The sequence below is a fragment of the Nostoc sp. ChiSLP03a genome, from assembly GCF_034531215.2.
Classification (GTDB): domain Bacteria; phylum Cyanobacteriota; class Cyanobacteriia; order Cyanobacteriales; family Nostocaceae; genus Nostoc.
Genome location: NZ_JAVRBQ020000111.1, coordinates 17,823 through 42,023, shown reverse-complemented (window position 1 = coordinate 42,023; position 24,201 = coordinate 17,823). Strand labels below are relative to the sequence as shown.

Annotated in this window: 12 protein-coding genes and 1 pseudogene; 7 read left to right on the top strand and 6 right to left on the bottom strand. The window is 39.2% G+C overall.

Annotation, left to right across the window (positions count from 1 at the left end; all coding sequences use genetic code 11):
- Nucleotides 1–84: 84 nt before the first annotated feature.
- On the bottom strand, nucleotides 85–2,397 hold the full coding sequence (pbpC, locus tag RMY32_RS18790; RefSeq protein ID WP_322711030.1) for a penicillin-binding protein 1C: 2,313 nt from the start codon (nucleotides 2,395–2,397) through the stop codon (nucleotides 85–87).
- Nucleotides 2,398–2,882: 485 nt separating this feature from the next.
- Here pbpC and RMY32_RS18785 point away from each other — a divergent pair, with 485 nt between their 5' ends.
- Nucleotides 2,883–8,561 (top strand): MG2 domain-containing protein, encoded by a 5,679-nt coding sequence (locus RMY32_RS18785; protein ID WP_409883417.1) that lies wholly within the window; start codon nucleotides 2,883–2,885, stop codon nucleotides 8,559–8,561.
- On the opposite strand, the gene RMY32_RS18780 is transcribed toward RMY32_RS18785, so the two are convergent.
- Nucleotides 8,562–8,753: a type II toxin-antitoxin system HicB family antitoxin gene (locus tag RMY32_RS18780; protein WP_322711028.1), complete on the bottom strand. Its 192-nt coding sequence runs from the start codon at nucleotides 8,751–8,753 to the stop codon at nucleotides 8,562–8,564. It abuts the gene before it with no gap.
- 223 nt (nucleotides 8,754–8,976) lie between these two features.
- On the opposite strand from RMY32_RS18780, the gene RMY32_RS18775 reads away from it, so the two are divergent.
- From RMY32_RS18775 to RMY32_RS18750, 6 genes and pseudogenes are all read left to right on the top strand, one after another.
- Nucleotides 8,977–9,594 (top strand): hypothetical protein, encoded by a 618-nt coding sequence (locus RMY32_RS18775; protein ID WP_322711027.1) that lies wholly within the window; start codon nucleotides 8,977–8,979, stop codon nucleotides 9,592–9,594.
- Between the two features lie 34 nt (nucleotides 9,595–9,628).
- On the top strand, nucleotides 9,629–10,585 hold the full coding sequence (locus RMY32_RS18770) for a hypothetical protein (protein ID WP_409883403.1): 957 nt from the start codon (nucleotides 9,629–9,631) through the stop codon (nucleotides 10,583–10,585).
- A 39-nt stretch (nucleotides 10,586–10,624) separates the two neighbouring features.
- A pseudogene (locus RMY32_RS18765) lies at nucleotides 10,625–10,804 on the top strand (hypothetical protein); the annotation flags it as partial.
- Nucleotides 10,805–11,317: 513 nt separating this feature from the next.
- The gene (locus RMY32_RS18760; protein ID WP_322711025.1) at nucleotides 11,318–12,031 is read left to right on the top strand and encodes a hypothetical protein; all 714 of its coding nucleotides are present in this window, start codon (nucleotides 11,318–11,320) and stop codon (nucleotides 12,029–12,031) included.
- 67 nt (nucleotides 12,032–12,098) lie between these two features.
- On the top strand, nucleotides 12,099–13,763 hold the full coding sequence (locus RMY32_RS18755) for a tryptophan halogenase family protein (RefSeq protein ID WP_322711024.1): 1,665 nt from the start codon (nucleotides 12,099–12,101) through the stop codon (nucleotides 13,761–13,763).
- Nucleotides 13,764–13,880: 117 nt separating this feature from the next.
- Entirely contained in the window at nucleotides 13,881–15,425 is a 1,545-nt protein-coding gene (locus RMY32_RS18750) for an NAD(P)/FAD-dependent oxidoreductase (protein ID WP_322711023.1), read from the top strand.
- A 100-nt stretch (nucleotides 15,426–15,525) separates the two neighbouring features.
- Here RMY32_RS18750 and RMY32_RS18745 read toward each other — a convergent pair whose 3' ends face one another.
- From RMY32_RS18745 to RMY32_RS18730, 4 genes are all read right to left on the bottom strand, one after another.
- Nucleotides 15,526–21,144: an AAA family ATPase gene (locus tag RMY32_RS18745; protein ID WP_322711022.1), complete on the bottom strand. Its 5,619-nt coding sequence runs from the start codon at nucleotides 21,142–21,144 to the stop codon at nucleotides 15,526–15,528.
- Nucleotides 21,145–21,613: 469 nt separating this feature from the next.
- Nucleotides 21,614–22,819, bottom strand: a complete 1,206-nt coding sequence (cbiE, locus tag RMY32_RS18740; RefSeq protein ID WP_322711021.1) for a precorrin-6y C5,15-methyltransferase (decarboxylating) subunit CbiE — start codon at nucleotides 22,817–22,819, stop codon at nucleotides 21,614–21,616.
- A 206-nt stretch (nucleotides 22,820–23,025) separates the two neighbouring features.
- Nucleotides 23,026–23,430 (bottom strand): VOC family protein, encoded by a 405-nt coding sequence (locus tag RMY32_RS18735; protein WP_322694839.1) that lies wholly within the window; start codon nucleotides 23,428–23,430, stop codon nucleotides 23,026–23,028.
- 18 nt (nucleotides 23,431–23,448) lie between these two features.
- Nucleotides 23,449–24,045 (bottom strand): tRNA-(ms[2]io[6]A)-hydroxylase, encoded by a 597-nt coding sequence (locus RMY32_RS18730; protein WP_322668290.1) that lies wholly within the window; start codon nucleotides 24,043–24,045, stop codon nucleotides 23,449–23,451.
- Between the last annotated feature and the right edge of the window lie 156 nt (nucleotides 24,046–24,201).

Sequence of the window (24,201 nt, the reverse complement as noted above, 5' to 3'; positions counted from 1 at the left end):
TAGCGATCGGGACTTACGCACAAGTCACGGAAGATCAAACCACAGAGAACGCAGAGAACACAGAGGAATAAGAGTTAGAGAGCTTCAATTATTACTAATAGAAAATCCTCGACGCGTAGGTTTAATATTAGCTAACTCCACCTGAAAGCTTACTTTGTCGTTCATTTCCCCGCTTCTTGCTTCCAAAGTCCACTTACCAGGACGTAAATTCCAAAATAAAGAATTAGCTGAGTTTGTATCTAACTTTTCGCCGTTTAACCACCACTCGACTGGTGCAGATTTATTTCCCGCTAGTTTAAATTCGAGTTTTTGCTGCGTTTGTTCGCCAGGATAAACTAAAAATAAATCGCCATGATGCGGAGATAAAATTCTCAAACTGGCAGAAGTAAAATTTGACTGCTGTTGTTTTGCTAACCATTCATCATACTCTGGTGGCAAATTGAATTGATGCTCGCGTTCGTAATTACTTTTATCTTCAGGATAGAAATATTCCTGCACCACTGAGGTACAATCTGGTGTGGGTCGTAATCCAGAAATTGCACAAACAGGTAATTGCACTAAACCTTCTGGAGATGGAAAATCTGCTGGTTCTTGATGTTCGTGCAGATGTAACATAATTCGATTCCATAAAGGTGCTGCACCTGTCACACCTGAAACTTGTCGCATCGGTTCGCCGTTGAAGTTGCCTATCCAAGTAGCGACGGTGTAATCTGTAGTGAAGCCAACAGTCCAAGTATCACGAAAATTGGAAGAAGTGCCAGTTTTAACAGCAACAGGAAAGGGTAAATTTAACACCGAGTCTACACCAAATGCTGTTGCACGAGCATAGCTGTCACTGAGTATATTGGTGATTAATTGCCAGATTGTCGGATTAAAGAGTGAGGAGTTTGTAGAGACGCGATTCATCGCGTCTGTAGGGATTGGGGAATTGGAAAATGTGCTTACTAAAGGAATCGCCTCTCCTTGTCGTGCTATGGTCAGATAAGCACGGGCTAATTCCCAAAGACTGACTTCGCCACTACCTAGAGTCAACCCCAAACCATAATGTTCTGGAGTTTGATTGAGGTGTTCAAATCCCAGTTGATGCAATCGTTCTAAGAAAGTTTCCACACCTACTTTTTCTAACACCTTTATTGCAGGTACATTTAAAGAATTTGCTAAAGCGATTCGTACCCGTACAGGCCCAAGAAACCTTTCTGTGTAATCTGTGGGGCTGTAAAGTTTCGCGCCGGGAATTGCATAATGGGCAGGTACATCTGCCAAAATGCTGTTTGGGCGAATTAAACCTTTTTCTAAAGCTAGTTCATAGACAAAAGGCTTGAGTGTAGAACCTGGTTGACGTAGTGCTTGCACTCCATCATTGCGTCCCAGTTTGGCTTCATTAAAGTAATCAGGTGAACCGACATAAGCCAAAACTTCACCAGTGTGCTTGTCAATCACCAACGCAGCAGCATCATGGACATTGTTAGCGGCTAAAGAAGAAATTACCTGCTGTACCTGTGCTTCCACAAACTGCTGCAAAGGGCGATTGATAGTCGTGCGGATGGGAGAATTTTGTTCTGTTTGCGGCTTATCAAACTGATTGGCTAACCAAAATAAAAAGTGTGGTGCGGCGATAATTCCCCCTTGGCGAGACTGAAACACAACTTTTTCGGTGTGTGTTCGGGTTGCGTTCGCACCACTAATATACTTTTCCTGTACCATCCGATTAAGGACGTATTTTTGTCGCTGCTTCAGCCGTTCCCAATGTTCGTAAGGATTAAAATATGTGGGATTATTGGGAATAGCAGCCAACAAACTAGCTTGAGCAAGATTCAATTCACTAGCTGGAATGGAAAAATAAGTCTGTGCAGCGGCTTCCACACCATATATATTCCCTCCCATTGGTAGCCGATTGATATATGCAGTCAGAATTTCATCTTTGTTCATCCCTGCTGCTAACCGCCAAGCTAGCCAAATTTCACTCAGTTTACCAGAGAAGCTGCGCGGCACGGGATCTAACATCCGCGCTAACTGCATAGTAATTGTGGAAGCGCCGGAAACAATTCGTTTCGCGTGGATGGCTTCTTTGCTGGCGCGGATAATAGCTTTCATATCCAACGCCCCATGATGGTAAAAGCTGCCATCTTCGGCGGCTAAAATCGCATGGATAAACTGGGGCGAAACCTGATTTAGTGGTACTACTGATGTATGCTCTTGGTCGCGGGTGAGCAATGTTCCTAATGGTAAACCATTGCGATCGCTAAATTGCATTGCCAACTGATTTTGGGCAATATCTGCGGCCCGAATAGGCGCAAAATAAGGAAGTAAGCGTACCACCAGACAGATTAGCAGCACAGCCAGGATAACTTTACTAGTGGGCTTAAGTTTGAGTAGCGATCGTAAAATTAGTTTCATCAGGGAATCCCCTGTCCAAGAAAACCTACCTTAATTTTGACGCAGCGATTACATCTATATCAGTCAATATGTCAAATCCTTAATAATTTATTTGAAATCACTTAGCAGATGTAAATTAATATTTGCAGAAGTTAAATACTTATTAATTAGTTAAGAATTGTAGTGATTTTTTGGAACAATTACACTAGATTGGTTATCTATGTAAATAAACATAGTTAAATCCAAAGTCTGAGTAAAAAATAGTCGTCTGCATCCCTTATTAATCTTGCCATTACCAAGTAAATCAGGTAATGCAAGCTTTTGCCTGCTATAATTTGTGAATTTTTTATTTTGAATTACTAAAAAATATGATTATCAAATTTTTACTCAGTTCTTATCGTAAAATTCTCTATCTCTTTATTAACGTCCTTAGCGGTTTGTTAAAAAAAATTAGTCATTTTTCACGCCAGAAGAGAAAAATACAATTTATTCTTCTCTTCACATTCATGCTAGCGATGACAGGATGTAATTTCTTTGGTATCAATTCAAGTAAAGAACAACTTCCAGCAGTTTCCTCACTTACACCACCAAAATTACCAGACTGGATTGAACAAATAAGTCCCATTGGAGATGCAAAACCCCTCAACCAAATCCGCATCCGTTTTCAAGAAGCTTTAATCCCAGTTGAAAGTCTTGATAGTCCAGAACAGCAAAAAATATTACAAAAATTTGCCCTTTGGCCGCCTTTCCCCGGTCAATTTCGCTTTTTAACACCACGCATGGTGGGATTCCAAGCTGAAAAAGCATTACCAATAGCGACGAGGTTTCAAGTTACTCTAAAAGCAGGTTTAGCCGATTTAAAAAATCATCGCCTAGACAAAGATTTACCTTGGACTTTCAACACTGAATCCATTAAAATAACTAATTTACCCGGTGTCAATCCCATAGAGAAAGCTGATATCGAACCAATTGATTTACAACAGAAGTTACAGTTTACTTCTAATGTAGAATTGGATTTAGCTTCTGTACAAGAACATTTACAACTAATTCCTGAAGGTCAAAAGAAAGGTATAGGTTTTAAAGTTGAATTAAACAAAGAAGAAAAACCATTAAAAAATGAAGAAGAACCTTTAGAAAAATTTGACCCTTCAGCACGCAATTGGATTTATAATCTCATCTCACAGCAAAATCTAGAAAAAGCAACTAATTATCGCCTGGTATTTTCTCCCGGAATACGTCCTGCTTATGGCAATCTAGCGACAGAGAAAGAATTTGCCAGTAAATTAGCAACTTATTCGCCTTTAGCATTTCAGAAAATTAACTATTACGGACAGCCGGATTCAGGCGGAACATTTGGACGATTTGTTAAAGGCAGCCCGCAGCTTGAATTTAATAACATTTTATTAGCAGATTCAGCTAAAGAAAACATTACTATTAATCCAGCACCAAAAGAAATTTCGAGAATTTTGGAAGTTAATGATGAAGATAAAATTGTCGGGATTAATCCTTATGCGCTAGAACCTGCCAAGACTTATACAATTACTATCGGCGAAAATCTCAAAGATAAGTTTGGGCAAACTTTGGGTAAACCTGTCACCCTTAAATATGACACTGGAGATTTAGCTGGGGATATTTGGGTACCATCAGATTTGAATATTTTCCCTACAAGTAAAGATTTACAGCTAAATATTAGTACGGGAAATTTGCCAGAATCTAAATATAAAGCAGCTTATCGAGTAGTCCAACCGACAGATTTAGTTTATTTTGATAATAGTAGTGAGTTATTACCACAACCTGCTGAATGGCAAAGCTTTAAGGTATCGGGTAAGAAAAATCAATCAGTTGATATTGCTGTTCCTCTGCGGGAAAAAATAAATTCTACTACGGGCATGTTAGCTTATGGAGTCCAAGCCCGCACGAATAAATATCAGGAGAATGGGAAGGAACTGTGGCGTGAACCTACGACTTATGGCATGGTTGAATTGACAAATTTGGGCGTATTTACTCAGTGGTTTCCTGAGTCAGGGTTAATTCGTGTCAATCATCTTACAGACGGTTCGCCGGTTCAAGCGGCTGCTGTTGAAATTTATCAATCAAAATTACAAGCAAAATCTCGTCCAGAACCCGTACCTTGTGCAACAGGTAAAACTGATGACAATGGAATTTTTAGAATGATTCGTGAAGGATTACAGAAATGTTATTCTGGCAATGAAAGCTCTAGTAAATCACCACAGTTATTAGTAATTGCCCGTGAGAATCAAGATTGGGCATTTGCTAGAACTGAAGAATATAGCGGTGTTTATGGCTACGGGATTGATGCGGGTTGGCAAGATAAGAAGCCAGAATCACGCGGGGTAATTTTCTCGGATAGACAGTTATATCAACCAGGGGAAAAGGCTTGGTTGACTGGTTTTGCAGACTATTTACAAAATGGTGTAATTCAGCAAGATAAAAATGCTGCTTACCACTTAACTTTGGTAAATCCCGATGGGCAAAAAACTAGCTTAGGTACGCAAACCACAAATGAATTTGGCAGTTTTTCTCTGGAGTTGCCAATCAAAACTACTCAGCGCTTAGGCTACTATACAATCCAGGCGAAAGGTAAAAATGGACAAGAAATTTCTGGAGAATTTCGGGTAGCCGAGTTTAAGCCACCCAACTTTAAAGTCGAACTTAACTTAGATAAAGAATTTGCATATATTGACGAGAAAATTAATATTAATGCTACAAGCAATTATTTGTTTGGCGCGCCTGTAGAAGGGGGAGAAGCAAAATATTTTATCACTCGCCAGCAGACTGATTTTGTGCCTAAAGGTTGGGAGGGATTTACTTTTGGTAGGCAATGGTTATGGCCGGAGGAAACCCCTACTATATCTACTGATGTATTACAAACTAATGCCCAACTAGATGCTAATGGTAAAAGTAGTCAGACTGTAAATGTGGCTAATGATTTACCATATCCGATGACTTACCAAGTAGATGTGCAAGTTGCAGATATTTCTAATTTGTCTGTAGCGAATTCCAAAACATTTACAGCTTTACCGAGTAATCGCCTGATTGGATTAAAAAGTAATTTCATCGCTGATGCTGGTAAGGCTTTTCCTGTTGAAGTGATTGTTACTGACCCTACAGGAAAACCGATCGCAGGTCAACGGGTACGGGTGGAATTACAACAGATTAAATACAGCAGCGTTACCCAATTGGTCGAAGGTAGCCGAACTCCAAAAAATCAAGTTGAATATAAAACAGTAGGACAAGCAGAAATTACATCTGCAAGTAATCCACAATCGGTAAATTTAGTAGCACCAGAATCCGCTTCATATCGGATTAGAGTTAATTTTAGCGATGCTAAAGGTGAATTAAGTGCCACAGATTTACAAATTTGGGCAACTGGAGAAAATCCAGTATTTTGGGGTTCTAGAGAAGAAGATGTTTTAGAAGTTAAATTAGATAAAAAAGAGTTTAAACCTGGTGAAACTGCTACTGCACTAATTCAATCTCCCTATGCAGATGCAGAATTGTACTTTGCTGTGATTAAAGATAAACCGCTTTATCAGCAGATAATAAAAGTTCAGGGAGGCGCTCCACAAATTCAGTTTCAAGTTACGCCAGAAATGCTGCCAAATGCAGCCATTGAAGCTGTGTTAGTAAGACAAGGTAAACCTATTAACCAAGTGGAAGCGGGAAGTTTAGATAACTTGGTGAAAATTGGTTTTACACCTTTTAAAGTTAATTTAGAAGATAAGTATTTAAAACTGCAAGTTAAGCCAGTGCAAGCATCATTAGAACCTGGCGCAGAAGAAACGGTACAGCTAGAACTGAAGGACAATCAAGGAAACCCCACCCAAGGACAGTTTACAGTCATGGTGGTAAACGAGGCGGTGTTACAACTTTCTGGTTATCGTCCGCCAGATTTGGTAGATACAGTTTATGCAGAACAGCCAATTTCTACGCGTTTTAGCGATAATCGCCCAGATGTGATATTACAAGCACAAGATGTAGCTAAACCCAAAGGTTGGGGTTATGGCGGTGGTTTCTCCACTGGTGCAGCCAATACTCGCACTCGCACCGATTTTCAAGCCTTAGCTTACTACAACGGTTCTGTCCTTACCGATACAAATGGGAACGCACAGATAACCTTTAAATTACCGGATGACTTAACTACATGGCGAGTGATGGCTGTCGCCACTGATGGAAATCTGCGTTTCGGGAATGGAGAGGCGACGTTTATCAGCACAAAGCCACTGCTAACTAATGCCATCTTGCCACAATTTGCCCGTCCAGGCGATCGCATCCTCGCCGGTTTATCTGTAACTAACAACACTGGGAATACAGGGAATCTCTCAATAAATGGCGAACTTAGCGGTACGGTGAAGTTTGCTGATAAAAACCCCACAGCTACTTCTTTGCAAACCAAAGCTGAATCCGCAACTCATGCTTATCGTTTTCCCATGCTGGCGGATAGTGTGGGAACTGGTAAAGTTCGCTTTACGACTCAGTTAAATGGTACAGCCGCAGATGCTTTTGAAGTACCCTTGGAAATTAAGCCAATTGAAATTACAGAACAAGTTGTTGAATCTGGTGTCACTGAAAAACAGGTGAAGATTCCCTTAAATGTTGATAAAAATACCTTTCCTGATGCGGGAGGTTTAGATATTCAGTTGGCGAGTACTTTGATTCCAGAAATTAAAGCACCAGCAAAGCAGGCTGTAGAAGATAATGATTTACCATTTACAGAACCGGCGGCGAGTCAATTAATAATTGCTGCTAATTTGCAAATTATTGCACAGAAATATGGTCAGACATTTACAGAATTTAATCCTAGCCAACAAGCAAATCAAGCAATTGAAAAATTACAAAAACTCCAAATAGCTGATGGTGGTTTTGCTGCTTTCCCCGGACAAGAAAAATCCGACCCTTGGGTTTCTTCCTATACGGGTGAATCTTTGGCTAAAGCTAATCAGGTGTTCCCTAATTTAGTTGATTCTGCAATAGTGTCTCGCCTGAAAGCTTATTTACAAAAAGTTCTAGCAAACCCCGGAGAATACGACTTTTGCAAACAACTACTCTGTAAAAGGCAACTGCAACTTAATGCTTTAATCTCTTTAGCAGAATTAGGAGACAAACGCAATACTTTCCTTGCAGATATTTATGAACAGCGCAATAGCTTTGATGTAGCAACTCAAATTAAACTGGCGCGATACTTATCTCAATTCCCAGAATGGCAAGATGAATCTCAGCAATTAGCGAATAAGCTGCAACAGAATATTTATGAAACTGGTCGCACAGCAGTTGTAAGTTTACCCACTAGTTGGGGATGGATGAGTTCATCTACTACAACCCAAGCGCAAGCTTTACGCTTATTTATTGCCAAACAGAGTAAACCCGAAGTTATAGATAAATTATTCCAAAGTCTTCTGGCATTGCGACGGGATGGTACGTGGCAAACCAACTATAATAATGCCCAAGCTTTAACAGCTTTGGTAGATTATAGCCAGCTGCAACCCACACCACCTAATTTTGTTGCCACAGTGGAATTAGCTGGTAATAAGTTAGGAGAAAATCAGTTTAATGGCTATCAAAATCCCAGCTTACAGCTAAATGTGCCGATGATTAAATTACCTCGCGGGCGTAATGATTTAACTTTGCAAAAATCAGGTAATGGCACTTTACACTATCTGGTTGCTTATAATTATCGCTTGCAAGGAAATCAACCAGGCAGGTTTAACGGTTTACGCATAACACGAGAAATTAGTCAAGTAAATAAAGAGAAAGTTTTGCAAAAAACAGGTCTTTATGCTTTTGATAAACCCTTGACTTTAGCCTCTGGACAGGTGTTTGATATTGGTTTAGAAATCATCGCCGATCGTTCTGTGGATCATCTGGTGATTAAAGATCCTTTACCATCAGGTTTTGAGGCGGTGGATGCGAGTTTTCAAACTGCTACAGCTGCATTACAAGCAAAAGCCGATAGCTGGGAACTTGGGTTTAAGAATGTGTACCGCGATCGCATTATCGCCTACGCCGACCACCTGGAACCAGGAGTTTATAGTCTGCATTACTTAGTCCGTTCTGTGACACCTGGGACATTTTCTTGGCCTGGTGCTGAAGTTCACTTGCAATATGCACCAGAAGAATTTGGGCGTACTGCTGAGTCTACATTAATATTGGAGGATGGGAAGTAATTATTTGCCAATTACGCCTTCTTGAGTAATCCATTCATCTTCCAATGGCTCAAGGTAAAGTTCTATTGCTTCTTGGATATTCTCTAATGCTTCTTCTAATGTTTCTCCTTCACTGATACAACCAGGAAGTGAGGGAACATGGACGGTGTATCCGCCTTCGTCACTGGGTTCTAATACAACTCTGAGTTTCATAACTTGACAATAAAGTTACTTTTTTATTTTCAATGATTTATGGCGATCGCACTGCCACAACTGAGAGAAGAGTAGGCGATCGCTTTTTTCTTGTGCATTCTTGCAAGATATAAATATTTAGTCACAAAGTTTATCATAGCTTAAATCTAAGTTACCGATCAATTTCATAAACAAATCTTGAAATCTTGCAAGAAAGACAAATATATGTATAATAGTTGTCATTATGGACAATAATTTGCTTCTCTCATTGTTAAAAAATAAACTTGTCGAGACTGAGCAAGATGCTGCCAAACTCAGAGAAATTGCTGCAAAGGCTCAAATAGAAGCATCTATCATGGAGGCTTTAGCCAAGAAAATCCAGTCAACCATTGATAGCTTAATGGCTACTCATGGCGAGGAATTGAATGCTAAAGATTACCAGCAGTACATCAAAGGTTTATCTTGTGTCGATGTTTCAGTCAGTGAGGTTCATTTAACCAAGAGTCAATCTTTACAAGACTTTCGTCTTCCAAAAGATATGAAACGTCCTCAGTACAAAAGAACTAGAGGATATGTCACAATTGCAAGACAGATTTTAGTTAATTATCCAAGCGGATTACATATTAATCAATTGACCGAGATAATTTTTGAAACTTGTTCACCTGACGAGTTAGCCAGAGCTAGAAACTCTCTGCTTGCAGAATTAAATCGGGGTGTCAAAGAAGGAAGACTAGCAAAACTTGATGACTCAGAGCATTTTTTACTAGAGATAAAATCATCTGAGGCAAGTGCAGAGTTACCCCTATCAATTGATACGCCTACCAGTCAATTTCCCAACTCAACGGCAAACGTCTTTCAGTAAACCCTTAATTATATTTCATACAAAGGAGTTTTTTGTGGGACAACTATTGAAAAAGTCTGGTAATGAGCAGAATTTTTCCAAAGACTTATTACATGGTGTGGATGAAGATGGTGCTGAATACTTTACAGTAAAAAGTACGGGAGAATCAGGAATGTCTCATGGTGGACTAGCTAGGTTTGTGGATAAAGATAGAACTGCTATAAGTAAATTGATTAGAAAAGTTAGAGCATCTGACCCTAACAGTAACAATCTAGCTCCATGTTTAAAACCTTTTGCTGGCATGAGGTTGACCCTTACGGGTTATTCAGATGGACAGGGACGAGATATTGTAGAAGATGGATTTTGTGCTGCGGTGGTTGAGTATTATGCAAAGTGGTCAAAACCAAGACAGCCAGGAGGTAATATTAAGGCGCAACAGGCATTAAAGCTAATTCAACATCTTGGAATGCGGGTTTTTATTCACCAGAAGACTGGTTGGAAGGCTAATTCTGGCTCTTCCATACCTAATGATTTTGAGCAGGAATTTGCTGTACATAAAGAGCGATTTACTGTTAGACAAATATTAAAAATTGAAAATCACCCAGAGCTTATGTCTGCTGTACAACTGTGGCAAGAAAAACATAGTGCTTCTAGAATGATTTTTGCGGATACCAATGATGCGTTAAATAAATGTCTCCAAGGACTAAAGTCTAGAGAAATTAAAAAACAGAATAATCTTTCTAAAAATGCTGCTATCAGAGACTATTACGACACACGTCCTCTAATGGATTACTCAGCTATGAGTAAATTAGCAGCTAACCAAATTCGTTATCACGATGTCCATCCCGTGGAAGCTGTTTGTAAAGCATTGGATTTATATATGCCTAAGCATAAAGCTGAACTTATACCAGTTATAGAGAATATTTACAAAGCAGACAAAAGATTAAAAGCTGAAGCCAAGCAAAAAAGACTTGCTGCTGGAATTCAGCTGTCATTACCTCTAGATATTTAAATACTGGTAAGCATCACCATCTGCCTTTACAATAAAGGCGATCGCATTATCGCCTACCCCGACCACTTCAAACCTGGAGTTTATAGCTTGCATTACTTAGTTTGTTCTATGACACCTGGGACATTTTTTTGGCCTGGTGCAGAAGTTCACCTGCAATATGCGCCAGAAGAATTTGGGCGTACTGCTGAGTCTACATTAATACTTGAGAATGTAAAGTAATTATTTATACTACTTTTAGCTACAACAAGTCTAAAAATCTTTCCAAGTATATACTCAAATTTTAGCTAAGGTAGAAGGCCTAACCAGCCGATTTGGTTTTTATGAGCGCAGGAAACGCTCATATAAGACTCTTTCTTAACAAGTGTACTTACGTAAAAGCTGCGCTTATTACATAGAAATATTGAAATTAAAGTAAAAATCAATAACAGTAAATTAGCTGGTTACAATTTAGCGTTAGCCTCAATACGATATAACACAATACACCTAAAACCCTGATATAGAGGCGGGATTGATCGTGTGTTCAAAGACCAATTATCTACACACTTTTAACTAAACCTGCAATATCACAAATTAGACATTATTTGCTATTCAAATAGTGGGTTTTGAGCTAATGATTATCAAAAAAGCTTTGAGAATTTAACAACCAAAGCTTGAACAGATTACCTTCCCACAACAAAGTGGGGAAGTTACTTCTGCTTGAATATTAAACATTGAAAATCAGCACAATTAAAAATGCAACAAGTACTAGCATTAATTGAACAAAAAAAACAAGAATTTGCTCAAGTGCCATTGTTTAATTTTATGCAAGATAAAAGTATAAATCCCAGACAAAGGTTAGCTTGGGCACCATGTGCTGCTCATTTTATTATGAATTTTGGAGAACTGAATAAGTATTTTTTGCGAGTAGAACCAACAAACGATCCAATTCAGACATTAATTAACAAACATACTTATGAAGATGACCATCATTGGCTGTGGTTTCTGGAAGATTTGAAGAATCTAGAATTTGACAAAACTTTGCAATTTAGTGATGCATTGAAATTTCTTTGGAGTGAAGAAACTCAGAATGCTCGCTGGTTGAGCTATCAACTCTATCGATATACTTTGCAAGCTACTCCTATTCAAAAAACAATAGTCATTGAAGTTACCGAAGCAACAGGTAATATAATGTTTTCTATAGCAGCAGAGATTGGCAAAGAAATTAAAGCAATTACCCAAAAACCATGCCGATATTTTGCAGATTTCCATTTGGATGTTGAAACTGGTCACATGACAGGTTCATCTGGAATAGAGCAATTGTTACAAGATATTCAACTATCAGAAGCAGCCCAACAAGAAGCTTTTGAACTGGTTGAAAACTTATTTACAGTTTTTACCCAATTTACAAATGGTCTTTTGGTATATGCCAAAAACCATAAAATTGAGCAACCATTGAAAACTGCATAAATTAATCAGCAAATTTATTGAAATTGACAATTAATACCTAATTCAAGCCGGAAGGAGAAATTTTACTATGTCACAGCACGTACAAAATGTTGTAATTGTCGGTGGTGGTTCAGCAGGTTGGATGACGGCAGCTTATTTGAGCAAAGCCTTGAAAAAAAATGTTCAGATTACCTTGGTAGAGTCTTCTAATATTACAAAAATTGGAGTTGGCGAAGCAACTTTTAGTAGCATCAAGTCATTTTTTGATTTTCTGGGATTACAAGAGTATGAATGGATGCCAAAATGCAATGCTACTTATAAAATGGGGATTAAATTTGTTGATTGGAATTCCGATCGAAGACACTTTTACCACCCTTTTGAAAGATTTGATTTTATTGATGGATTCAGTATCTCTGAATGGTGGTTAAAACTTAAGAGTGCCAATGAGGCATTTGATTATTCCTGCTTCATGGCACCGACGCTGTGCGATCGCCAAAGGTCTCCGAGATATCTTAATGGCAAAATCTTTGATGATAGAGTAGAACATTTATTCTCAGAGAAACATTTTTCTGAAAAAAATCTCATCACACTTGCTGATGCTGAAGGGCAATATCCTTACGCCTACCATTTTGATGCAAATCTAATTGCTAGATTCTTGAAAGATTATTCAATACAGAGGGGCGTGAAACAAATTGTTGATGATGTGGTAGATGTAAATTTAACCGAAGATGGAAGCATAGATAGTCTCAAGACTAACGAGCATGGCATTATCAGTGGAGACCTTTTCATTGACTGTACTGGTTTCCGTGGTCTTTTGATTAACAAAGCTCTTGGTGAGCCATTCATTTCTTATTCAGAGTCGCTACTGTGCGATCGCGCGATCGCCATACAGATACCAAGCGATATTCAGAAAAATGGCATCAACCCTTACACAACTGCAACTGCTCTCTCATCAGGTTGGGTCTGGAATATACCTTTGTATGGCAGAGATGGTACAGGATATGTTTATTCCAGCGCCTTCATCTCTGCGGAGGAAGCAGAACAAGAATTTCGCCAGCATCTAGGAAATGTTGCTGATAATTGCAAAGCCTCTCATATCCAGATGAGGATTGGACGTAACAGAAACTCATGGGTGAAAAACTGTGTAGCAATAGGGCTTTCCAGTGGATTTGTTGAACCATTAGAATCTACTGGCATATTTTTTATTCAGCATGGAATTGAAGAGCTAGTCAATCACTTTCCAGGGAAGTCGTTCAATGAAGAGTTGATTCGCAACTATAATAGAGCGATCGCTAACTGTCTAGATGGTGTTCGGGACTTTTTGGTACTCCATTACCGTGCCAGCGATCGAGCAGATACAAAGTTTTGGCAAGCAACTAAGCAAGAAATTAAAGTTCCTACGGAACTGCAAGAAAAGTTAAAGTTGTGGAGAAGCAGATTACCAAATAAAAAGAATATCAATCCATATTTTCATGGCTTTGAGACATACTCTTATTCGGTAATGTTACTTGGACTCAATCATAAACCTGAAGGTAGTTTACCTCTCTTGGAGCATCTTGACGACGAGAAGGCGCTAGCTAAATTTAAGGCAATTAAGGAAAAAGCCAATTACCTGAGTACAAATCTACCCTCTCAATATGAATACTTAACTTATGTAATCAAGTCTCAAGAACAGTCAGAATACCTCAGCGACAATCATTTACCTACTTCATCAGTTAACGATAGCGCATATCAAATTCCTGTGCCAATTTAATATAGAACTTACGCAAACAATAGTCAAAACTTTGATTTTCTTCTTAGGGCAATTCATGAATTGCCCTTACTGCCTCTACTTTTCCGTAAGCCTGATAATAATTGAGGAGAATCCAAGATGACAGCGAAACAAATATGCGTGATTGGGGCAGGAGTGAGCGGATTAGTCTCAGCCAAGACATTTCTTGAAGAAGGTTACGAGGTTACATTGTTCGAGAAGCGGCAGGAACTTGGCGGTGTGTGGGAAAGGTCGAGGGCTTACCCAGGACTCTCGCTCCAAAATCCCAGAGATACCTATGCTTTCTCAGACTATCCTATGCCTGCGTCCTATCCAGAATGGCCTTCAGGAGAGCAAATATGCGCTTACCTTGAATCCTATGCCCAACACTTTGGTGTCACAAAAAAAATTCAGTTCGGTGCAAAAGTAACTAAAGTGGAGCGCAAATCAGGAAATACTCCTGGATGGGTGGTTAGTGTTAGCTTTCAAGAAGATGGTAAGGAGATCGGAAAACAAAATTACGAGTTCGACTTTGTGATTGTATGCAATGGTATTTGTGATATTCCCTATATTCCTAACTTGCCGGGAATGGAAGAGTTCATTGCCGCCGGAGGTGAGGTAATACATAGTAATAACTTTAATGACGGCTCTGTAATTGAGGGCAAGCGAGTGGTTGTCGTCGGTTTTGGCAAGTCAGCCACCGATCTGGCGAATGTCGCAGCTAGCAAGGCTAAGGAATGTACCCTTGTGTTCCGTCAAGCGTTGTGGAAATTTCCCAACTTCTTTCTCGGTTTGTTGAACATCAAGTATATTTTCCTAACTCGGTTTGCGGAAATTTGGATGCCCTATCATAAACTTCAAGGATGGGAAAAGTGGCTGCATAGTTTTGGAAAGCCACTGGTATGGGCATTCTGGCGGCTAAATGAGACTATCATGCGTTTACAGTTTCCCCTTGATGCTTGTGGGATGGTGCCCAAACAACCGATGAACAAATTGATTGGTTGTAGTGTCGGCTTGGTGCCTAAAGGCTTTTTTGAGCATGTACGCGCAGGCAAAATTCGTCCTGTGAAGACAAAAATCAACAAGTTTTTTGCTAGTGGCGTGGAATTGGATAACGGCGAGCAAATACAGGCAGATGTGGTTGTCTTTGGCACGGGCTTTCTTCAGGATATCCCCTTTCTAGAAGAGAAGTACCGCAGACACGTATTTGATGAGGAAGGCACTATCCATCTTTACCGCCATCTCATTCACCCTCATGTTCCCCAGATGGGTTTTGTTGGTTATAACTATACTTTCTGTGCCCAGTTATCAGCAGAAATTGGTGCTAGGTGGTTATCAGAGTATGTCAAAGGAAATTTACCTTTACCATCCCCGCAACAGATGTTAGAGGATGTAACAGCAGAGTTGGAATGGAGGAAGAAAGATAGACCTTATGCTTTCGTCAGTGGAGCATGTGTAACTCCTTTTACATTCCATTACATTGATGAATTGGTTCAGGATATGGGTCTTAGCACCCGCCGCAAACCAGGAAACCTGCTTGCATTGATGATGCCAGCAGATCCATCTGCCTACAAGAATCTCCGACAGGAATTACAGACAAAACAACAGTCGTCTCTTAATGATTCTGCGATCGCGGCTAGTGTAGAGTTAACAAGCGTTCCTTGATATCTCCATAATACGGTTCGATAAAGTTCTAAACCGAACTGTATTATGAAGAGTGCTGAGTACTAAAAGAACCTAAATTTTTCAGTATTAACAGCTTGTTTTACTGTTGCATTGGAATCTCAATCACAAACTCAGTCCCCTCTCCCAGAGTTGATTCACAGCTTAACTGACCTTTATGTTTGTCCACTACCACTTGATAACTAATTGACAACCCCAACCCCGTACCACTTCCTACTGCCTTAGTAGTAAAAAATGGATCGAATATTTTTTGCTGCACCTGTGCAGTCATCCCATAACCGTTATCAGCAATCCGAATCTTCAATGTATTTACTTCTCCTAGTTCAGTACGAATACGAATCTGAGGATTTTTCCTTGGAGAATCTTCTCCATTGTTGTAATCCTCTAAAGCATCGATCGCATTACTTAAAATATTCATAAACACTTGGTTGAGTTGACCGGCATAGCAAATAACATTCGGCAGTTGTGCGTATTCTTTAAATACTTCAATTTCCGCACGTTCGCTCTTTTCTTTGAGTCGGTGCTGTAAAATCATTAGGGTACTGTCGATACCTTCATGGATATTGACAGGCTTCATTTCCGATTCATCGAGACGAGAGAAGTTACGTAAGCTCAGAATAATATTTCGGATACGGGAACTACCCACCTTCATCGAATCGAGAACCCTTGGAAGGTCTTCTGTCAGAAATTCTACATCCATTTCCTCAATTTTTTGCTCCACAATTGCTGAGGGATGGGGATATTGTTGCTGATAAATATTAATCAAATCTAGCAATTGTTGAACATAATCACTTGCGTGAGTTATATTACCATGAATAAAATTGATAGGGTTATTAATTTCATGAGCAATTCCTGCCACCATTTGCCCTAACGAAGACATTTTTTCACTTTGAATTAATTTACTTTGGGTACTTTGTAATTCTTCTAAAGCTTCTTGCAGATGCTGATTTTTTTCGTTCAATTCTGCTGTTCTTACTACCACTCTTTCCTCTAATACATGACTGTATTCCTCCAATTGCTCATTCGCCTCAGCCAAATTATTGTAGAGAATGGCATTTTCTAAAGAAATTGCAGCTTGGATAGTTAAGAGTTTGAGAACTTCTAAGCGATCGCGTGTAAATGCTCCTGTAGTTAAATTATTTTCTAGATAGATCAGCCCTAGCAATTTACCTTGATTAAGCATTGGAATACATAATATGCTTTTTGGTTGCTCACGGTTAATATAACTATCTATTGCAAAAGAAGCTTGATCTGTAATGTCATCAATTACTAATATTTCTTGGGTTCGTTTGACATAATTAATCAGAGAAATAGGAACAATATCGCTAGACTCCAAAGGAATAGATAAAAACTCTGTGTGAGTATCTCTAAAAGTGGAAGCAGAACTAATTGCAGCAATAGTTAAGTCTAAGTTATTAGCTTCACTCAATATCAGCACACATTTAGAAGCTCCTGCATTCTCCATCACAACTTCCATTAAAGTAGAAAGGAGTGCCTCTAGTTCAATTTCTCCAGATACTGCTTGAGAAGCTTTAATGACAGTTCCCAAATCTAACATATCTGAAATACTAGTGTTGGAGCCAATGACAGTTTCATTCGTCACCAAAGTAGATTTATTGCTAAGTGTAGATAAGTGTAGACTCAGTTCAGGTAGATTCTTTCCACTGTAAGAATAGCTAGGTTCTTCTTGCTGAATCATCGGGAGAAGTAATTGAGGATAGCGTTTTTGCAAATCATCAACTTTGGCTAATGCTCCCCAGCGAACATAGCAATAATAAGCATCAGTGAAGTATAGTTGGGCGATTCTTTGTTTACCCCATTTGAAATAAAATGTACCCGTTAATTCACAAGCCAGAGCTTCATCGTTAATGTACTCATTTTCTTTGCTCAGGGAAATCGCGTTCTCGTAATTATCTATCGCTTCAAGATATTGACCAAGAACTCGATGCCGTTCTGCCTCAACTAAATAAAATTTATGTAAATAATTCATTGGAGCATGATCTGCCCAGTGTGCTATTTTTTCCTGATTTTCTATAACTTTTTTTAGAATTTTTTGTTGTTTATCTTCATCAACATCAGGGTACAAAGCAAGCTGTACTAATGAATCATAAAAATAGAATTGAGAACTGATAATCATTCCTAGACCGGCATATAAATACTGTTCTGCCTTCAGAGAATTTTCAAGTGCTTGGGAATAATCTGTAAACAGGTAACATAGTTGCAGCTTACAAATAAATAAGCAAATCATTGCAACTCCATCATTAGCCGCTATATGAATTGGTAACATTATTTTCTCATCATACGCGTCACCAATTAAACAGCAAGAGTTTTCTGAGGAACCTAATAAATTCAATACCATCTGGCGATATATTTCATTCCAATGAAAAACCCGCTCTTGCTTTATTTGTTTTATAGCATTGCTATGCGTTGCCATTTCCTGCTCAAGAGTAACTAATTCCTTACCAATAAAATATGCATAATAGGAGTACGTATAAAGACAATAAGCCCCAAATTCTAAATCTCCTGTTTCTAAATTGTTAGAGTAAACTTCTATCAAAGGTTTTAATGTATTTCTAACATGTTCTTTCCAGGGTTTGATGAGTTGATTATATGTTTGAATTACCTTCAACATAACTTCTTGAGCTTGGAATTTCGTCAACATACTTTCAGCCAGTTTGCCAAATCGATAGCCAGACTCAATATCTCCCACTACACTGCACAATATAATCCCATAAGCAACATACACGAATGCAGATAAAGATGCATTGCCATATTTAATCGATAAGTTGATCTGATTCAGAACTATTAATGGAAACAATGTAGGAACAGCTGTGTAGGCAAAAGCAGTTATATTAGATAATATACGTATCACTACTAATGACCGAAAGTCCGTCATTTGAGGTAAATTAATTAAGTCTTCAATACTTCTGTCGTTTAAATGCGATGCTGTTTTTGCTAATGCTATTTCAATATCAGACTGCTGAGGATTAGAGGGAAAGTCTACCCCTAACAATTTTAAAAATGCTAATGCAAGATTAACAGCTTCTAGTGCTTGACCCTGTGCGCCATAAGCTTGAATTTTTACTTCATATACTTTCACTTTTTCTAAAAGTGTTTTAGCTCTTACTAATACCACCTCTGCCAATTTCTCCATCTGCTCAAAGTCGCCAGCCAAGTATGCTGCTTCTGTTGCTATTTCATACAAAGCTAGAGTTAGCTCATATTTTATCTCCCAACTATTATCTGCTAGTAGCTCAATTCCAGTAGTTAAATACTTAAGTGCCGATGAATAAGCTGTTGATACTAAAGCTTTACGTCCAGCAATTAGATTCATTTCAGCTAATTCATTACGTTTAGCTTGATGGGTGATAAATTCAGCTGCAATATTCAAATGATTGACAAGCTCAAAAATATTTTCTTCCCGTTCGGCAAATGGAGTATTTTTCAAGAGAAGCAGACCAATTTTTAAGTGCATTTGCTTGATTTGGTCTTTGGGAATTAAAGAATAAGCTGCTTGCTGAACTCTATCATGTACGAATTTATATCTGGGAAGTTGGGAATTAGTTGCTGAGAAATTTTCTGATTCTCTACTTGAAAAGCTTAATAGTTCTCTATCATTTTCTGGTGCCAAATTATAACTATCTTTCTGAAGTATAATTAGTCCTTCAAGTAATGCTTGCCATAAGTCAGATGCAGTATCTATTACAGATTTTTCATTAACAAGTGATAATGTTTTTAAGTCAAAATCATTACCAATGCAAGCAGATATTTTTAATACATTTTGTACATTGTAGGGCAATTTTCCTATTTGTATGCCCATAAATTCTACTACATCATCTGTAAAAGATAACGTTTTAATTTTGGTAATATCATACTTCCAATGCCCAGCATCAAAATTTAATTCAATTAGTCCATCATCATATAATAATTTGAGAAATTGAGATGTGAAGAATGGATTGCCTTTAGTTTTGAAAAACACCATTTGAGTCAGAGGTACAGCAATGACTTCTGGACAACGTAGCGTATCGGCAATCAGATAATTTAAATCAACTTGACTTAAAGGTAAGAGTTTAAATGTATTAATTACTCCTCCAATTTTGGCAATTTCTTGCAGTGTCAAATGTAAAGGGTGTAGATTTGAAACTTCATTATCTCTATAGGCGCCAATTAGTAGCAAGCTACCTTGACTTTCAGATATTTTCTCTGTATCCTTAGCAAGGTGAGAAGAAGTTCCATCCATTAATAGTTGAATAAATTTCAAAGAAGCCGTATCTGCCCATTGCAAATCATCTAGAAAAATAACTAGAGGATGATCTTTCGTAGTGAAAACCTGGATAAATCTTTGGAACAATAAATTGAAACGATTTTGAGCGGCGCTACCAGTAAGTTCAGCAGATGGGGGTTGTTTGCCAATAATTATTTCCAGTTCAGGAATTACATTAATGATTACCTGAGATTGCGTACTCAATGCCGATAAAATTTTGGTTTTCCACTGTTGAATTTGGGCGTCTGTTTCAGAGAGTATTTGACTAATTAAATCTCGCAAAGCTTGCACCAATCCTGACAACGGAATGTCACGTTGGAATTGGTCAAACTTCCCTTTGATGAAGTAACTACGCTGTCTAGCAATGGGTTTGTGGACTTCATTAACCACAGCAGTTTTACCAATCCCTGAGTAACCAGAGACTAAAATCATTTCCGTGCTTCCCTTTGTCACTCGGTCAAAAGTAGTGAGGAGAATTTCAATCTCTCTTTGACGACCATAAAGTTTTTCAGGAATGGCAAAATGATTTGAGATATCCCGACTTCCTAATTCAAAGGCTGTAATATTTTGTTTCTCTTGCCATAGCTTTTGACATTTCTCCAAGTCATATCTGAGTCCATGAGCGCTCTGATATCGGTCTTCGGCATTTTTTGCCATCAGCTTGCTGATAATATCAGATAAAATTGTGGGAATATTAAAGTTAATATGACTAGCTTTTGGCGGTTCTTTGGCAATGTGAGAGTAGACTAACTCCATCGGTTCAGTAGTACTAAATGGTAACTGCCCTGTCAGGAGTTCAAAGAAGGTGATACCCAAGGAATAAAAGTCGGTACGGTAGTCTATACCTCGATTCATGCGTCCTGTTTGTTCAGGGGAAATGTAAGCTAGAGTACCTTCTAGGACGTTGGGATTTGTAAGAAATTGAATTTCTTTTGGTAATAGAGTTGCAATACTAAAATCGATGATTTTAGTCTTACCCGTTATCGGATGAATCAAAATGTTAGCGGGTTTGATATCTTTGTGAATTATGCGATGGCGATGTAGCTGTTCTAAAGTTGCACTAATTTCAATGGCAATATCGAAAAACTCACTCAATGAAACAGAATGATTTCCTTTTTTCTGCTCTTCTTGCTGCCAGAGATTAAGGGCAATACCACCAAAGTCTTCCATTACTATCACATACCTGTTGTGATATTTTTCTAGGTTGATTGGTTTGATTATGCCTGAGATTTCAATATTTTGGGTAATAGTATATTGATTGTGAAACTGATTAATTTCAGCAAAATTAGGATCTTCATTACGCATCAATTTTAAAATAACTGATTGCCGATCTTTTTCTCTGATGGCTCGATAAACTAAGGTTTTTTTACCTGAATATAATTGCTGAATAATGCGATAGCCAACTATAGGAAATATTGTATTTGATTCTACTAACATTGCGTCTAGTTATGATAATTTTCTTTCTCTGGTTTAGTATACCCAGAGCATAGTAGCTACTATCAGTGAGTCATGTAATTTTGTCAGGTGCTATAAATTAAGATTATTAATCACCAATTGGCAGCAGATTGTAGGTAACTGAACTATAAGAATATCAGTGTATTAACGGGTAATGAGTGGCTATTTATGTTTAGTTTTTCAAAAAGCGAAAATTGAAAAATGCTGCGATCGCACATAAATATTAGACATTTTAACCGCAGACAGATATTCATTTCGCTGTATCTAAAGGTAGAGAATCTACTCACAATTGTTCATAGTTTTGACAGCAAGATACATTTAACAAAACACACTGTGTATAAAAAAATAATAGTTACGTAAGTTATCGCCAAATTACAAAAGCGATGTCTGCGACAAGACGTAGCGTCTCCGACAGGAGAAGCGTCTACGCACTCATAACTTTATTCAATTTTTAAGACTTCACTACTACCCATTGCGTCACAGCCGCCATTGCTCGCCAACCTAAAAATTTACCAATAGGTTCCGCCCGTTGAATGGCAATACGAGTTAAATTGCCACCGACTCGTTCATACCATTGAAATAAAGTTTGCTCGCCTTCTACTGTGACAACATTGGCCACTAAACGTCCACCCGGCCGCAGTGCTTCCCAGCAAACATCAAAAAGTCCCGTTGCTGTCACCCCACCACCAATAAAAATGGCGTCTGGTGCTGGCAAATCTTTCAGGGTGTGGGGCGCTTTACCTTCAATGATTTGCAGATTTGGAGTACCGAGAGTGGCAGCGTTGTCAGCAATATACAGTAGTCTAGACGAGTTTTGTTCGATCGCGATCGCTCGACATCGCGCATTACTCCGCATCCATTCAATTGAAATTGAGCCGCAACCCGCGCCTACATCCCACAATAATTCTCCTGGTGTGGGTGCTAAAGCTGCTAGGGTGATTGCCCTAACTTCACGCTTGGTTAACTGTCCATCGTGGTGGTAGGCGTTATCTGGCAATCCTGGTAATCTTGGCAATGAAATAACCCCAGTATCAGCAATACAATTAACTGCGATCGCATTCAAAGCCGCAACTTCGGTTTCACTCCAGGATGCAGCCGTACCTTCTACAATTCTTTCATGAGCGCCGCCCATACGCTCCAATACAGCGATCTTACTGCCACCATAGCCGCGATTTGCCAAAATTTGAGCAACGAGCGCTGGGGTGTCTTTACCCTCACTCAAAATCAACAGTCGCGCTCCCGGATAAATGTAAGACTGGAGTAGAGAGGATGGACGACCATTCAAACTCAAGGTTTCTACCTCAGTCAAAGACCATCCCACCCTGGCACAGGCGAGGCTGAAGGCTGAAGGTGCAGGGATAATCGTCATTTCAGAAACGGGAATTCGCCGCGCTAAGGTGACACCAATGCCGTAACACATCGGATCGCCGCTTGCGAGTACGCAGATTGACTGACCCCGGCGCTGAATGATTTCCTCTACTGAACCACTAATGGGAGATGTCCAGACTAGTTTCTCACGTCGATCGTCTGTAGGAAGCATTGCTAAATGGCGATCGCCTCCCACAATTACTTTCGCTCGATCGAGTAAAGAAAGAGCGATCGCGCTTAACCCCTGTAATCCATCTTCCCCAATGCCAACAATAGAAAGCCATTTCATGATTAATTAAGTAGGTCGGTGTGGAATATTTATCCTTGGGATGAGGCAGGAGGCAGGAGGCAGGAGGCAGGAGGTAGGAGGCAGGAGACAGGAGGCAGGAGGCAGGAGGTAGGAGGGAAGGGGTTTGAGTCTATTTAATTTTTATTAAAATGGTTTAGTTTTTCCACATCGTTCTACTTACTTTATAAGGTTGTTGGCACGAACTTTTAACTGATAATTCCGAGATTGTTGTAGATTTCGATCAGATTGCCATCGGGATCGCGCAAATGAGCTGTGCGGATTCCCCAGCTTGGGCGATCTTGTGGTTGAGTCACAACGAGCGCATTTTGAGCCTTTACTTGCTCATAGACCTCATCCACGTTATCGACTGCCAAAATCAAGACTATTTTATCTCGATTGACAACGTATGAAGGCTGTTCAATTCTTGGGACTACTTCAGCCATTAATTCTTTTTTGAACAAACCCAGCTTGAGATATCCGGTATTAAACTCAGCATATCCGCTATTTTCATCGCCCCAATCGACATCAAATTTCAGCAGATCCCGGTAGAACAGAAAAGAATCTTTGTAGTTGGAGACAAGCAGTCTCAGGTGTGTTAGCTGAAGCTTCATATCTGTTGGGTTAGTCTATTAACTGTGAATTCTAGGTTCTGGGTGCAAAGTCGCCAGCAACTCGCTTTCGACAATTGCTAATTCATCAAGTCGCTGCATAACAATTTCTTTGTCGAAATAAGTAGCAGCTAAAACCCAATATATACCGTAGTGACGCGCTTCGGATGCCATTAGCCCACGATAAAATTTTGCTAACTCTGGCTCTGGACAGTGAGCAGCTAATAGTCCCAGGCGTTCGTGAGAGCGAGCTTCAATTAAACCAGTGACTAGTAAGGAATCCAAAAATCGCTCAGGTTCTTTGGGGCGTACTTGAGCTTTTAAACCAGCGCCATAAGGAGGCGGTGGTAGGGGAGCTAGGGGAATATTTCGGCGTTCTAACCATTGGTTGACTAGCTCAAAATGTTCTAGTTCTTCGCGGGCGATCGCAGTTAACTCCCGAACCATTTTAGTATTGGAAGGGTAGCGAAACATCATGTTTAAGGCTACGCCTGCTGCTTTGCGTTCGCAGTGGGAGTGGTCGAGTAAGATGATATCTAAATTAGCGATCGCTTGTTCTAACCAAGCAGAACTAGTGGGCTGTTTCAGGGCGTTGATAGTCGATAACTGAGTAAGCACAGAGTCAATCAATTTTGGATTTTGGATTTTGAATTTTGGATTTTTCAATAGTTTAAACTATTAGTCCACCAAAGAAACTTTGCAGGATTTATCGTCAGAAAATCAAGTTCTTTTCTCCCTACCTTCCCTGCTCCCCCTGCCTCCCCTGCCTCCCCT

Bases quoted from the DNA above. Each gene is read 5' to 3' on its own strand.
- pbpC (WP_322711030.1), bottom strand. From the start codon at position 2,397: ATGAAACTAATTTTACGATCGCTACTCAAACTTAAGCCCACTAGTAAA.
- cbiE (WP_322711021.1), bottom strand. From the start codon at position 22,819: ATGAAATGGCTTTCTATTGTTGGCATTGGGGAAGATGGATTACAGGGG.
- RMY32_RS18785 (WP_409883417.1), top strand. From the start codon at position 2,883: ATGCTAGCGATGACAGGATGTAATTTCTTTGGTATCAATTCAAGTAAA.
- RMY32_RS18755 (WP_322711024.1), top strand. From the start codon at position 12,099: ATGTCACAGCACGTACAAAATGTTGTAATTGTCGGTGGTGGTTCAGCA.
- RMY32_RS18735 (WP_322694839.1), bottom strand. From the start codon at position 23,430: ATGAAGCTTCAGCTAACACACCTGAGACTGCTTGTCTCCAACTACAAA.
- RMY32_RS18750 (WP_322711023.1), top strand. From the start codon at position 13,881: ATGACAGCGAAACAAATATGCGTGATTGGGGCAGGAGTGAGCGGATTA.
- RMY32_RS18780 (WP_322711028.1), bottom strand. From the start codon at position 8,753: ATGAAACTCAGAGTTGTATTAGAACCCAGTGACGAAGGCGGATACACC.
- RMY32_RS18745 (WP_322711022.1), bottom strand. From the start codon at position 21,144: ATGTTAGTAGAATCAAATACAATATTTCCTATAGTTGGCTATCGCATT.
- RMY32_RS18775 (WP_322711027.1), top strand. From the start codon at position 8,977: ATGGACAATAATTTGCTTCTCTCATTGTTAAAAAATAAACTTGTCGAG.
- RMY32_RS18760 (WP_322711025.1), top strand. From the start codon at position 11,318: ATGCAACAAGTACTAGCATTAATTGAACAAAAAAAACAAGAATTTGCT.